The organism is Flavobacterium arcticum, assembly GCF_003344925.1.
In the GTDB taxonomy this organism is placed as follows: domain Bacteria; phylum Bacteroidota; class Bacteroidia; order Flavobacteriales; family Flavobacteriaceae; genus Flavobacterium; species Flavobacterium arcticum.
The window spans coordinates 530766-543839 of the sequence record NZ_CP031188.1; the positions used below are offsets into that span (position 1 = coordinate 530766).

12 protein-coding genes are annotated in these 13074 nt (G+C 32.7%); 3 read left to right on the forward strand and 9 right to left on the reverse strand.

Going from position 1 to position 13074, the window contains the following annotated elements:
• Positions 1 to 23: 23 nt before the first annotated feature.
• The 3 genes from DVK85_RS02405 (at position 24) to DVK85_RS02415 (ending at position 3046) form a co-directional block, all read left to right on the forward strand.
• On the forward strand, positions 24 to 1097 hold the full coding sequence (locus tag DVK85_RS02405) for a putative type IX sorting system protein PorV2 (RefSeq protein WP_394338163.1): 1074 nt from the start codon (positions 24 to 26) through the stop codon (positions 1095 to 1097).
• Between the two features lie 13 nt (positions 1098 to 1110).
• Positions 1111 to 2247 (forward strand): lipoprotein N-acyltransferase Lnb domain-containing protein, encoded by a 1137-nt coding sequence (locus tag DVK85_RS02410; RefSeq protein ID WP_114676902.1) that lies wholly within the window; start codon positions 1111 to 1113, stop codon positions 2245 to 2247.
• Between the two features lie 61 nt (positions 2248 to 2308).
• On the forward strand, positions 2309 to 3046 hold the full coding sequence (locus tag DVK85_RS02415; protein ID WP_162845277.1) for a tyrosine-protein phosphatase: 738 nt from the start codon (positions 2309 to 2311) through the stop codon (positions 3044 to 3046).
• A 37-nt stretch (positions 3047 to 3083) separates the two neighbouring features.
• On the opposite strand, the gene DVK85_RS02420 is transcribed toward DVK85_RS02415, so the two are convergent.
• The 9 genes from DVK85_RS02420 to DVK85_RS02460 form a co-directional block, all read right to left on the reverse strand.
• Positions 3084 to 5459, reverse strand: a complete 2376-nt coding sequence (locus DVK85_RS02420; protein ID WP_114676903.1) for a GumC family protein — start codon at positions 5457 to 5459, stop codon at positions 3084 to 3086.
• 8 nt (positions 5460 to 5467) lie between these two features.
• Positions 5468 to 6244 carry a polysaccharide biosynthesis/export family protein gene (locus DVK85_RS02425; RefSeq protein WP_114676904.1) on the reverse strand — a complete coding sequence of 259 codons (777 nt, stop codon included), beginning with the start codon at positions 6242 to 6244 and terminating at the stop codon, positions 5468 to 5470.
• A 108-nt stretch (positions 6245 to 6352) separates the two neighbouring features.
• Positions 6353 to 8329 (reverse strand): polysaccharide biosynthesis protein, encoded by a 1977-nt coding sequence (locus DVK85_RS02430; RefSeq protein ID WP_394338164.1) that lies wholly within the window; start codon positions 8327 to 8329, stop codon positions 6353 to 6355.
• An 80-nt stretch (positions 8330 to 8409) separates the two neighbouring features.
• Positions 8410 to 9546, reverse strand: a complete 1137-nt coding sequence (locus DVK85_RS02435; RefSeq protein ID WP_114676905.1) for a DegT/DnrJ/EryC1/StrS family aminotransferase — start codon at positions 9544 to 9546, stop codon at positions 8410 to 8412.
• 150 nt (positions 9547 to 9696) lie between these two features.
• Positions 9697 to 10350 (reverse strand): acetyltransferase, encoded by a 654-nt coding sequence (locus DVK85_RS02440; protein ID WP_114676906.1) that lies wholly within the window; start codon positions 10348 to 10350, stop codon positions 9697 to 9699.
• Positions 10351 to 10379: 29 nt separating this feature from the next.
• On the reverse strand, positions 10380 to 11156 hold the full coding sequence (locus DVK85_RS02445; protein WP_114676907.1) for an SDR family NAD(P)-dependent oxidoreductase: 777 nt from the start codon (positions 11154 to 11156) through the stop codon (positions 10380 to 10382).
• On the reverse strand, positions 11153 to 12211 hold the full coding sequence (locus DVK85_RS02450; RefSeq protein ID WP_114676908.1) for a 3-oxoacyl-ACP synthase III family protein: 1059 nt from the start codon (positions 12209 to 12211) through the stop codon (positions 11153 to 11155). The genes DVK85_RS02445 and DVK85_RS02450 overlap by 4 nt, the downstream gene beginning before the upstream one ends.
• Positions 12212 to 12213: 2 nt before the next feature.
• Positions 12214 to 12438: an acyl carrier protein gene (locus DVK85_RS02455; RefSeq protein ID WP_114676909.1), complete on the reverse strand. Its 225-nt coding sequence runs from the start codon at positions 12436 to 12438 to the stop codon at positions 12214 to 12216.
• Positions 12439 to 12457: 19 nt separating this feature from the next.
• Positions 12458 to 13072, reverse strand: a complete 615-nt coding sequence (locus DVK85_RS02460) for a sugar transferase (RefSeq protein WP_114678962.1) — start codon at positions 13070 to 13072, stop codon at positions 12458 to 12460.
• Positions 13073 to 13074: the final 2 nt, after the last annotated feature.

Consider the following 13074-nt stretch of genomic DNA (forward strand, 5'->3'; position numbering starts at 1 on the left):
AATCTTTGCACAAAATAACAGCGTTGAGAAAGTTTCTATTAATTATATCACTTTTTTTATCATTTTATACTTACGCACAGTCTGTTGCAAAGTATTCTAATGAATTTATGAACATAGGTGTAGATGCAGCCGCATTAGGCATGAGTAACGCCGTTACAGCGCATACAGCCGATGTAAACTCAGGATACTGGAACCCAGCAGGACTAATGCAAGTAAAAGATAAGCAGTTTGCATTAATGCACGCCAGCTACTTTGCTAATATAGCACAGTATGATTATGCTGGCTTTGCTATGCCTATAGATGAACGCTCTGCATTTGGTATGTCAGTAATACGCTTTGGAGTAGATGACATCTTAAACACTACACAACTTATAGACAGTGAAGGTAATATTGATTACAATAGAATTAGCCTTTTCTCTACAGCCGATTATGGCGTTACACTATCTTATGCACGCTCATTACCACTAGATGGTTTAAACTATGGCGTTAATGCAAAAGTAATACGCCGAGTAATTGGTGATTTTGCTAACTCATGGGGCTTTGGTTTTGATATTGGCATACAATATCAAACCAAAAACGAATGGAAAATAGGATTAATGCTTCGCGATATAACCACAACATATAATGTATGGAGTATTGATGAAGAAGAGTATGCTACCATTCGTGATGCTGTACCTGGTGAGAATCAGGAATTGCCCGAAACTACCGAAATAACATTACCCAAAGCGCAGCTAGGTTTTGCAAAAAAATTCCTAATACGTTATGACTACAGTATTTTGGCTGCTGCTAATTTGAATATGCGCTTTGCACAAACTCAAGATATCATTTCTACCGAAGTGGTAAGTATAGACCCCGCTCTTGGTTTTGAGTTCGGATATATTGATGTTGTCTTTTTAAGAGGCGGTGTAGGTAACTTTCAGACCATTACTCAAATAGATAATTCCGAAAAATTGAGCTTTCAGCCTAATATAGGATTAGGATTTAAATATAAAGGTATATCTATAGATTATGCCCTTACAGATATTGGCGATCAAAGTGCAGCTCTTTATTCAAATATTTTTTCTCTTAAAGTAGATTTGGGTAACTTTATACGCTAAAAACCAAATCCTGATGCGAAGTCTTAAAATTGTATTCGTTTTACTTCTATCTTTTTTATTCTTACCAAAAGCTTTTGCTCAAATTCCACTTTCGGAGCAAGCAAAAATAACACTATTAACCTGTGGAACTGGTGAAGAGTTATATTCTGTTTTTGGACATACGGCTATTAGAGTAGCCGACCCAAATAGAGGAATGGATGTTGTTTATAATTTTGGGTCATTCGATTTTAGTACTCCTAATTTCTATCTAAAATTCATAAAAGGCGATTTACAATATTTTGTATCTATAGGTTCGTATAATGATTTTATAGCAGAATATATTTATTATGAAAGATCTGTATATGAGCAAGAACTATTTTTAAACGCTACGCAAAAACAAAATATTGCCAATGAGCTAAGCGACATACTACTATCAGACAGGCGTTTTTATACCTATAAATTTATAGATCGTAATTGTACAACTATGGTTGCTGATATTATTACCGACAATATTGATGGCAAAATATCTATGGAAACAGTAGATAAGGGTAAAACCAATCGCGAAATATTATACGGTTATCTTGATGATCATTTTTATGAAAAACTGGGTATCAATTTAATTTTTGGTCATAAAACAGATAAAACATCTGATAAGCTCTTTTTACCTTTAGAATTAAAAGAAGGGATAGAAAACACTACAATAAATGGTAAACCATTAGCAAAGAATACTGTTACAGTAGTAGAAGAAAAAAACGAGCAACAAGAAAGCTCTTTATGGAATAACTTTTACAGCTTTGCTTTTGTAATGATTTTACTAATGTATTTTACCAAAAACAGAACTGTAAGATTATCTTATATGATTATAACTGGTCTACTAGGCATCTTTTTTTTAACCGTAGGTTTCTACTCTTTTCATAATGAAATAACACAAAACTATAACACGTTACTAATTAATCCGTTGTTTATATTATTAGCCTTCTTTAGTATAGCCAATAAAACAAAGGGTATGCAAGTTACAACATACATTTGCGTGGCACTATTACTATTGTACGTAATTTACATGCTTAATAAGCCTCATCTCTTAATCATGCTGCCCATTATTATCTTACATGCTTTAGTGCTTATACGTGTTATTAAAGAGAATAAAAATCAACAGCTTAAATCAGCATAAAATTCAATTATAAATAACTGTTTTGCTTTACTTTTGTATGATATAATTTAAAACTGGTATTTTGATTTTCTTTAATAAACCCAAAACCCGACTTACCGATCTTATTCCTGATGGATACATAGATATTCACTCGCACCTATTACCTGGCATAGATGATGGTGCTAAAGATGAGGAAGATTCTAATAGATTAATAAACACGTTAATGGGTTACGGCTTTAGTCAGTTTATAACCACCCCACACGTATTAACAGGTGTATGGAATAATACTACCAAAGGCATTAAAACTATAGAAAAAAAAGCATTACAAAGCCAAATAAAGAATAACATTACTGTACCCTTTAAAGCTGCGGCCGAATATTTAATGGACGATACTTTTATGTCGCTATTCAAATCGGAACAATTATTAACTTTGAAAGATAACTATGTGTTGGTAGAAATGTCTTACCTAAACCCACCAATGCAATTGTTTGATATATTATTTGAATTACAACTTGCGGGGTACAAACCAATACTGGCACACCCTGAACGGTATATTTTTTATTATAAAAACTTAGATGCCTACAAAAAGCTTAAAAAAGCAGGGTGCTTATTTCAAATCAACCTATTATCTGTTACGGGTTATTATGGTAAGCAAGTTCTTGACATAAGTAAAATGCTTCTTGATGAAGATATGATTGATTACGCAGGCTCTGATGCGCATCATACCCGCCATACAGAATCTTTAAAAAATCCTATTCTACTAAAAAAATATTCAAACCTAGAAAAGGCATTAAACAAAAACTCCGATTTTAAATTTTAAAATCGGAGTTTTTATTTATCAATAAAGGAATCAAATTCTATTTATTTCGTCCTAAAATTTTGTCTAGTAACGATCGGTTTTTAACCTCAGGTCCATAACCGTAACCATAGCCATAACCGTAGCCATAACCATAACCGTAGCCATAACCACTTTTTTGGTTAGTATCATTCAGTAATATTGCCATATTTGGTAATTTCTTATCTTCGTATAGTCTTTCAGGTATTGTAAGCATTTGCTTATCTAAATAGCCATCTCTCGCGACATATACTACTGAATGTGCATATTTAGCAATAATAAGTGTATCAGTAACTAAGCTTACTGGAGCAGTATCTACAATTATGTAATCATATTCTGATTTCAATCTATTAAATAACTCTCCAATTTTTGAACTCATAAGTAATTCAGCAGGATTAGGTGGTATAATACCTGGAGGTAATACATCAAAGTTATCAAACCCTGTTTGCTTAACAATATAACTTTCAAGAGTAGTACCAGTAGTAGAGATATAGTTACTCAACCCTTTTGAAGGCAAATCAATATATTCATCTAATTTAGGGTTTCTAATATCCATACCTATTAGCATAACTTTCTTTCCTGACAACGCAATAGTTGTAGCCAGATTTACAGATATAAATGTTTTCCCCTCCTTTGGTACTGTAGATGTTACAAATATAGTTTTTGCAACACCTTCGGGTACTTGACTTAACATAAACTCAAGGTTAGTCCTTACTATTCTTAAGGATTCTGCCGTACTAGATCTACTATTAAGGCTTATCAACTCATTACTAGACTCAGTTCTTGGAACATCACCCAAAAAGGGTACAGGTAAATGTTTAAGATCGCGATAACCATGTAATTTAGTATCTAAAAGGTCTCGTAAATATATTATACTAAATGGGATAATAAGACCTACTAAAATTGCTGTTATATATATTAATCTTCTCTTAGGAGATACTGGCACATCTGAAGATAAGGCAGGATCTATTATTTTAGCGTTATAAGTAGTAGATGCAAGTGATATTGCTGTCTCTTCTCTCTTTTGTAATAAATATACAAAAATAGCTTCCTTTAAATTTTGTTGACGTGAAATTGATTTATACTCTCTTTCTTGAGTAGGTATCTCTGCAATTTTACCTAACACTTTTCTTTGTTGTAAGTTAAGGTCTTGCTTCCTTATTTGGAGTGTATTATTAAGTCTATCTAAGTTAGCTACTATGTTCTCTTTAAGCGCTGTAAGTTGAACATTTATATTAATAAGTTGCTTATTTTCTTCAGTAGCCCCTAATTTTATCTTATTTTTTCGAAGCATCAATGTATTATACTCGTCTATTAGCGATGATGCCGATGTAGCATCTACCGCAGTTGGAGCTAATATATTAGCCGGAATAAGATCTGTATTAGATGATTCTAGGACATTCTCTTTTAATGATTTAACGATGCGCAATTGAGTTTCGGTTTCTATAAAACTTTTTTCGAACTCTGATGCATTTTGAAGAAAAAGACTTCCCTCAGAAACTATATCTGTAAGCCCTTTATCTTTTTTATATTGTTCGCCCTCCTCTTCTACATCACCTAACTCATCCATTATAAGCTCAATACGGCGATTGATAAACTCAGCTGTGTTTTTAAAAACCTCGCCTTTATCTCGCTTAGCATCTTCATTATAATTAGCTATTACAGTATTTAAGAAATCCTCGGCTCTGATTTTTACAGGATCTACAATTGATAATTGTACAACACTGGTTCTATCTACAAGTTTTACATTAAGCTTACTTTTATAACTCTGCGTTACGCTAAGTATAGGAGATATAGAAAAGTTTATATCAAAACCTGAATTATCTGAGTCTTGATTAAGTATTGTAAAATCTCCATTTTTATGTTTTACAACCTGTCCGAATTTATATGTCCCCAATTTATTGTCTTCAGCATCAAAAAGGGTATAATTATTATCTCCTTTATATAATACTCTAAATTTAGAGCTATTAGTAATAAGATCTTCATCAGAAAGAACAACTTTTATAGGTGATTTTTTATATAAATCGACAGCTTTAACTGTTCCTTTTCTTATATAACGTACATTTAGGTCAAGATCTCTTACAGCTGACTCTATAATTGTTCGAGATTTTATAATTTCAATTTCATTATCAACAGTACTTTTAACACCCCCCATCATGTCCATCTCGCTCAAAGAAGCAAGATCAGAAACCATCCCTCCTTTTTTATCATCTTTTACCATAATTGTAGCAGATGCACTATATTTAGGAACACTATATCGTAAATAAAGAAAAGCTAGTAAGAAAAATGATAGTACACCAATTAAAAACCAAGGCCATTTTCGTAGATATCTAAAAAAAGTCTCCTTAAGATTAAAACCTGAATCTAAATCTTCTTTATAATTATTATCTTGTTGCATTTATATTATTATCTTGTGCTTAAAGCAATTATAGTAACAAGTAATGAAACTGCAGATATAGCAACCGTTAGGTTAGGTCCTATCACAGATGAGTTTACTCTTGTTTTATTAGGTTTTACATATACCACATCATTATGGTTTAAGTAATAAAAAGGGCTATCAATAATAGTAGAATCTGTAATATCAACTGTATTTATTGATTTTACTCCATTATCTTCCCTTATAACAACTACTTCTTTTCGTTTTCCATATATAGTCATATCTCCTGCCATGCTTAAGGCTTCAAGAATTGTAATTCTATCTCCATCAACTTTAACAGAACCAGGCGCAGCAACCTCTCCTATAACAGAAACTTTAAAGTTTATAACTCGTAAATTTACAACTGGATTAGTAAGCTGTTTTTCTAATAACTTTTTAATGCTCGCTTCTGCTTCTATACGTGTTAATCCAGATAATTTTATTTTTCCGATACCTGCAAAATCAACATATCCGTCCTGATCTATCAAATAACTAGTTAATGCATCATTGTTATTAACATTAGTCATTTGGTTACTTTGTATATTAAGGTAAACAAGATTAAATGGTGCGGCAAGCGATGGCTCATCAGCAGTAACCATAACCATAACTTTGTCATCTGGCTGTAAAACATTAGCATACTTTAATGTATCGTCTTCATTTCTATTTTCTGTACCTGACGTATTATTAAAATAAATAATTTTCTTGTTAGATACACACGAACTAAACACAAGTAATATAGTAAGAAAAACTATTGCTTTTTTTATCATGAAAAATCTTATTGAACATTTAGGCACTTAACCTATAAATAAGTAAGAATATTTGGGCAAAGATAATTTTTTATTATTAAGATATATTACTTTAATATAAAAAAATCGTTAGTCTACTGTACTCTTATCCAACGATTGAAAGCTTGAGTTCATACTCTTAAACTCTGGGACAATTTCTTTCATCTTAGATACAACTTCTATACCTGAGTATCCTGATGCACATTGCACTAAATCATTAGTAAGATCTTCTAAACGAGAAAAATCATCATATACTTCCTGTGCAATCATTATTTTTTCGTGATGAGTGGGTAGTGTCTTAGATGTGTCATTAAGTAACTCTTCATAAAGCTTCTCACCTGGTCTAAGCCCTACAATCTTTATCATTATATCTTTATCTGGTATAAAACCAGCGAGTCTAATCATTTTCTTAGCAAGATCTATAATTTTTACTGGCTTGCCCATATCAAAAATATAAATTTCGCCTCCTTTACCCATAGCCCCCGCCTCTAGTACAAGTTGGCAAGCTTCAGGTATGGTCATAAAGTATCTTATAATATCGGGATGTGTAAGCGTTATAGGACCTCCATTTTCTATCTGTTTAGTAAATAAAGGCACAACAGACCCGTTAGAACCTAATACATTACCAAAACGTGTAGTGATAAATTTTGTATCACTCTTACCTTCTGCAAGTAATTTATTATGTAGCGCTTGTACATATTTTTCAGCTATTCTTTTACTTGCTCCCATTACATTACTAGGGTTAACAGCCTTATCAGTAGATACCATTACAAAACTATCAACATTATATTTACAAGCAAGATCTGCTACATTTTTAGTCCCTAAAACATTTACAAATATAGCCTGAGACGGATTGCCTTCCATAAGCGGAACATGTTTGTATGCTGCCGCATGGTAAACTACATCTGGTTTATAGGTCTTGAAAACCTCATCAAGCTCAGCGCTATTCTTAACATCTCCAATTATAGGAACTAATTTTGTTTTAGCTTCAATTTTACATATTTCAAGACCAAGGTGATGTAATGGTGTTTCGGCTTGATCTAGCATAATAACGCATTGCGGATTAAACTGAATTACCTGTCGTACAATTTCACTACCTATAGAACCTGCAGCACCTGTTATCAATACCTTTTTACCTTTCAATTGGTTAGATATAGAATTGTTATCAAGCACAATAGGCTTTCGCTCTAATAAATCCTGAATTTGGAAATTCTTTATTTTTTTTGATATTTCTTTTTGATCTTCCCAATCAGAAACCAAAGGAACAGTATATACCTTATAGTTAAACTCAAGGCACTCATCTACAATAGCTAGCTTTTCATCTTTAGTTAGACTTTTATCTGCAATGATAAGCGCTTGTGCCCCAAAGACACGCATAAGAGTAGATGTCTTTTTTTTATGTTGAAGAATAGGCAGCCCTAAAATCATTTTTGATTTATTTTGACTGTATTTATCAATAAAACCTACTAATTTAAACCTTCCGGGAACCTCTGACTTTAAAGCGTTTGCTACAGCAATGGCATTAGCATCAGTACCATAAATAATTGCTTTGGCAAGGTGTTGTTTCTTAGTTTGATTTAAATAATTTTCGAAGAATTGCTTTATTAAAACCCTGTATAGGAAAAGGCTAGCAAAAGAAAAAACAGCATTAATAAGTATTCCTATGTTTAGGAACAGTAAATCGTCAGTAAGTGATTTATAAACACTATTAAAAGCAAGCAATAGAAATGCTGCAGTAAATTGTGAAAAAAATATTTTTACAGCATCTATATAAGATGAATGCCTAATAATACCTGAGTAAGTTCTAAAAACACGAAATGTAACAAAGCTGATAAATAAGTAGACAGGAATACTTACAATATATAACTTAGGATTAATATATAACACCCCAGTTCTATGTATTAAAACATATGATAGAATACCTGTAACTGTAATAACAAATAAATCTATTACAAGAATAATCCATCTTGGCAAATAGCCTAAATTATCAAAAACCTTCCAGACCCCTGTATTATTAAATGCACTATCAACAGCATTAAACATATTTTTTTTAAACTTCTTCTCCACTACATCTTTGGTTTAACTAAGCCTATTAATTTAAAAAACATTGATAAATATATAACTTTTTAACAAAAACTCAACATTCATTAAAAGAAAGATTGTATCGAATCTTTTATTCTTGTTTTATCTTCTGATGTTAAATTAGAACCCGATGGTAAACATAAACCGTCTTCGAATAGCGTTTCAGACACATTACTTCCATAGAAAGGGAACTTCTCAAAAACAGGCTGCATATGCATCGGTTTCCATAATGGTCTAGACTCTATATTCTTACCCTCTAAACTAAGTCGTAAATCCTCTCGTGTACGACCATTAGCTTTTTCTGGATTCACCAAAATAGCACTTAGCCAATGATTAGAAAAATAGTCTTCATTAGGTTCTTTAAAAACAGTTATAGCATCATTATCCCTAAGCAAATCAGTATAAAAATCGTTCATACTTCTTCTTTTTGCGATATGTGAGTCTAATACTTCCATTTGTCCTCGCCCAATACCCGCACATATATTACTCATTCTATAATTGTAACCTACTTCACTGTGCTGATAATGAGGTGCATTATCTCTTGCTTGTGTAGATAAAAAAACAGCTTTATCCTTCCACTCCTTTTTAGCTGTTACAAGTGCACCACCTCCCGAAGTAGTTATAATTTTATTTCCGTTGAATGATAATACGCCAATATCGCCAAAAGTTCCACATTTTTGTCCTTTATAAGTACTTCCTAGAGCTTCGGCACTATCTTCTACAATAGGTATTTCATATTTTTGTGAAATCTTTAAAATTTCATCTGCCTTAAAAGGCATACCATATAAATGTACCGCGATAATAGCTTTGGGCTTTTTACCTTTAGCTATTCTATCTTTAATAGCATCTTCAAGAGCATCTGGGCAAATATTCCAAGTTTCAGTCTCACTGTCAACAAAAATAGGTGTAGCTCCTAAATACATTATAGGATTTGCAGAGGCTGAAAAAGTCATACTCTGGCATATAACCTCATCGCCAGGCTGTACACCTAATAAAACTAAACTAATATGTAGTGCTGCAGTACCTGAGCTCAAAGCCCCTACATATACTTCTTTTTCAAGATAGTTTTCAATATCATTTTCAAAGCCATTAACATTAGGCCCTAATGGAGCTACCCAATTTGTATCAAAAGCCTCTTTAACATATACCTCTTCTTTACCTCCCATATGCGGAGATGAAAGCCATATTTTACTTAATTCCATTTATAATGTAATTATTTTCTTTACAAATGTAGTCGAAATCCTTATGTTATTTATAAATATTTGTTTTAATATTTTATGAATATATACAGGCTTAGACTCTCTAATATTAACATTGTATTATTAATTCAGCAATATTATTGCAAGAACAATCTATACTTTTGGTATAGCAAGTACTTTCTCTTTAAATCTGTGGAAATAAGTAGTATCGTCGTCTATATTACGTTCTACAACCATACCCGCAGCAATTTTATTTCTGTTACCAATAGTTATTTGAGGTATTGATGCCGAATTGATACCGAATAAATTTTCGTCGCCAACGGTAGTAAAACCAGAAAAACAAACATTGGGACTAATAAAGTTAAAAGTACCTATTTTACTATCGTGCCCCATACTGGCTCTTGAGTTTATTAAAGTAAAATTGCCTACAACAACATTAGGACCTATATTTACATAAGGTGCTATTACTACACCCTCTCCTATTTTAGAAGACGGAGAAACATAAGCTAATGGATGTATAAATGTTAAAAAGTTCGCTTCTTTTTCAAGAAAATTCTCAGTTATAATTTTCCTAAACTTTAAATTAGCAATACCCATTATATATGAGCAATTTTCATTAATTACGTGGTCTTTTATAGAACCTAAGTATGGTGCAGAGAATTTATATACCTGATAACTCGCAGCATTATCATCAATAAAGCCTATTACTTTATATTTTACTTCACCGGTTAATGAGTTGGTATGCGTTAAATACTCATCTATTTCTGCAGCATGTCCACCAGCACCTATAATTATTATTTGCTCCATTTTATTATATTAATTAACTAAAACATCGTTTATTTAGCAGTATATCCTCCATCTATTTTTAAATCCACTCCTGTTATCCATCGAGAAGCCCCTGAGAGCAAAAATACAGTAGCCTGTGCAATATCTTGTGGCATACCTAATCCTAACGGGTGCAATTTTGTTACAAAATCTAATTTGTCAGAATCCTTACTATATTCTGATGACATTGACATTGGCGTTACTACTACACCTGGTGATATGGTATTAAATCGAATATTTTTAGCTGCATACTCTATAGCCATCGATTTCGCTCCCGCTATAAGCGCACCTTTACTCATACCATATAACGATTTCCCCACTTCGCCTACTGTTCCCATTACAGAGGCTATAAACACAACACTCCCTCCTTCACTAATCATATTTGCAGGCTTACAAACTAGTTTTGTAAGGTTCATAGCAGCAATAACATTAGTAGCAAAGACTTCTTCCATTTTAGTTGTCGATGTGGTACGAAAAGGCATTGTAGGAGAAACTCCTGCACAATTTACCAAACCATTAAGTTTACCTTTCTTTGCAACTGCATCTTTAATTATATCTGCAACCGCATCATAATTATTGATATCAATTTCATATGCCAAATGATTATCTGGCTCATGTAAAGATGACATAGTTTCGTTTAACCTTTCGGTATTACGCCCTAATAAGATAAGCGATGCACCAAGGCCACTACATAGTATGGCTATTTGCTTGCCTATGCCCGATGTAGCACCTGTTACAACAATAGTTTTGCCTTGTAATGCAAAGGCATTTATTTCTGATTGAATCATATCTCTACTAAATCACTTATATAGCAATCGTTGGTTTTTATAATAGCTGAAGCCCAAGACATACCTACACCAAATCCGCAAAGAAACAGTTCTTTATCCCCTTCGAGCTTACCTTGTAACTCTGAGACTATCGTTAAGGGTATAGATACTGATGATGTATTACCAAATTTTGAAACCGAAGCAGGTACTTTTTCATCTTCCAGCTTTAGTTTCTTTTGTAAATAATCATTCATATATTTATTTGCCTGATGAAACACAAAAAAATCAGGATCTGCCGTAGTTTTCTCAGCAAATTTAAATGTCTTTTTAATGTCTTTAGGTATTTCGGCAAGCACAAAATTAAACACATCAGCACCATTCATGTATCCATGCTCATCAGAACGAATATTACCGTGCTCATCTACTACTTTTTCCGCTAATGTTTCAGGAGTACTTGGGTTACGGTAACCACCTGCATCCATTTTTATTAAAGATGATCTACCTCCATCAGAGTTAAGTGAAAACCAGCTTTGTCCGTATTGTTCACCTTTTTCTATAAGAGCAGCAATACCACCATCGCCAAACAAGAAAGCTGTTTTTCTATCCTTAGCGCTATATACTTTAGAGCGTGTTTCGCCATCCAATAAAAGAGCTTTTCTTATACCTGATTGTTGCACAAAATTATATACTATAGACATACCGTAAATAAAACCCGAACAGCCCAAATTTACATCAAAAGCTATTGTGTTTTTACCAAGCCCTAGTCTGTCTTGCAAAATTATTGATGTTGCAGGCATACGGTAATCTCCCGTTTGTGAAACAAAAACTACAAGGTCTATTTCCGATTTATCTATAGCTAAATCTGATATAAGTTTTTCGGCAGCATGATAACATAAATCAGATGCACAAGTGGCATCATCTGCAAACCTGCGTTCATATATTCCTGTTTTATCTACAATATCTTTTACATCTTCTGCCGGAAAATATTTGGTATATTCATAATTATTAATAACCGTTTTAGGCACTGCTCCAGCAATACCTTTGATACCTATATTATTAAATTCCAGTAAAGCCATAATTATTTATTTTCAACTACAGCTTCGTATAAATCTTTTACTGTAATTAGTTTTTCAAATTTTGCATCTTCAATCTGCACTTCAAACTCTTCATCTAAAACTGCAATAAGTGAAAGTCTACTCAACGAATCCCAAGTATCATAATCTCTAAAATTATCATCAAAGTTAATTTCTTGGTCTTCCATTTCTAATGCTTCCTTTAGAGCTTCAATAAATTTATTTTCCATTGTTTGATTTATTTAAGTTTTATTCTGAATCTTTAGTTCCTGTAAAAGGTATTGTAGTAGCTACCCCTTCGGTATTTATATCGCTCCTTTTAATAACTTTTAACACGGTTAAATATATAATTTTAATATCTAACCCCAAAGAAAGGTTATCTACATAGTGTACATCTAATTCAAATTTTTGTTCCCACGATATGGCATTCCTGCCATTTACCTGAGCCCAACCTGTAATACCTGGCTTTACCTCATGTCTTCTGGCTTGTTTTGCATTATAAAGCGGTAGATATTTTACTAATAATGGTCTTGGCCCTACTAGGCTCATGTCTCCTTTTACTACATTAATAAGTTGTGGGAGTTCATCTAAAGATGTGGTTCTCACAAAGCTTCCTACTTTAGTAATACGATCGGCATCTGGTAGTAATTTACCGTCAGCACCTTTCTTGTCGTTCATGGTTTTGAACTTTATAACCTTAAATATCCTCCCTTTTTTACCTGGGCGTTCCTGAAAAAAGAAAACACTGCCTTTATTAAAAAAAGCAAGCAATATAATCAGTAACAATAGAACTGGCGACAGTAGAAGAAGCACTATAAATGCTATAAGAAAATCTGATAAAGGTTTTAAAAATCCTGAATACAACA

Coding starts and splice junctions, on each gene's coding strand:
- DVK85_RS02410 (WP_114676902.1), top strand. CDS start 1,111: ATGCGAAGTCTTAAAATTGTATTCGTTTTACTTCTATCTTTTTTATTC.
- DVK85_RS02420 (WP_114676903.1), bottom strand. CDS start 5,459: ATGCAACAAGATAATAATTATAAAGAAGATTTAGATTCAGGTTTTAAT.
- DVK85_RS02425 (WP_114676904.1), bottom strand. CDS start 6,244: ATGATAAAAAAAGCAATAGTTTTTCTTACTATATTACTTGTGTTTAGT.
- DVK85_RS02435 (WP_114676905.1), bottom strand. CDS start 9,546: ATGGAATTAAGTAAAATATGGCTTTCATCTCCGCATATGGGAGGTAAA.
- DVK85_RS02440 (WP_114676906.1), bottom strand. CDS start 10,350: ATGGAGCAAATAATAATTATAGGTGCTGGTGGACATGCTGCAGAAATA.
- DVK85_RS02445 (WP_114676907.1), bottom strand. CDS start 11,156: ATGATTCAATCAGAAATAAATGCCTTTGCATTACAAGGCAAAACTATT.
- DVK85_RS02450 (WP_114676908.1), bottom strand. CDS start 12,211: ATGGCTTTACTGGAATTTAATAATATAGGTATCAAAGGTATTGCTGGA.
- DVK85_RS02455 (WP_114676909.1), bottom strand. CDS start 12,438: ATGGAAAATAAATTTATTGAAGCTCTAAAGGAAGCATTAGAAATGGAA.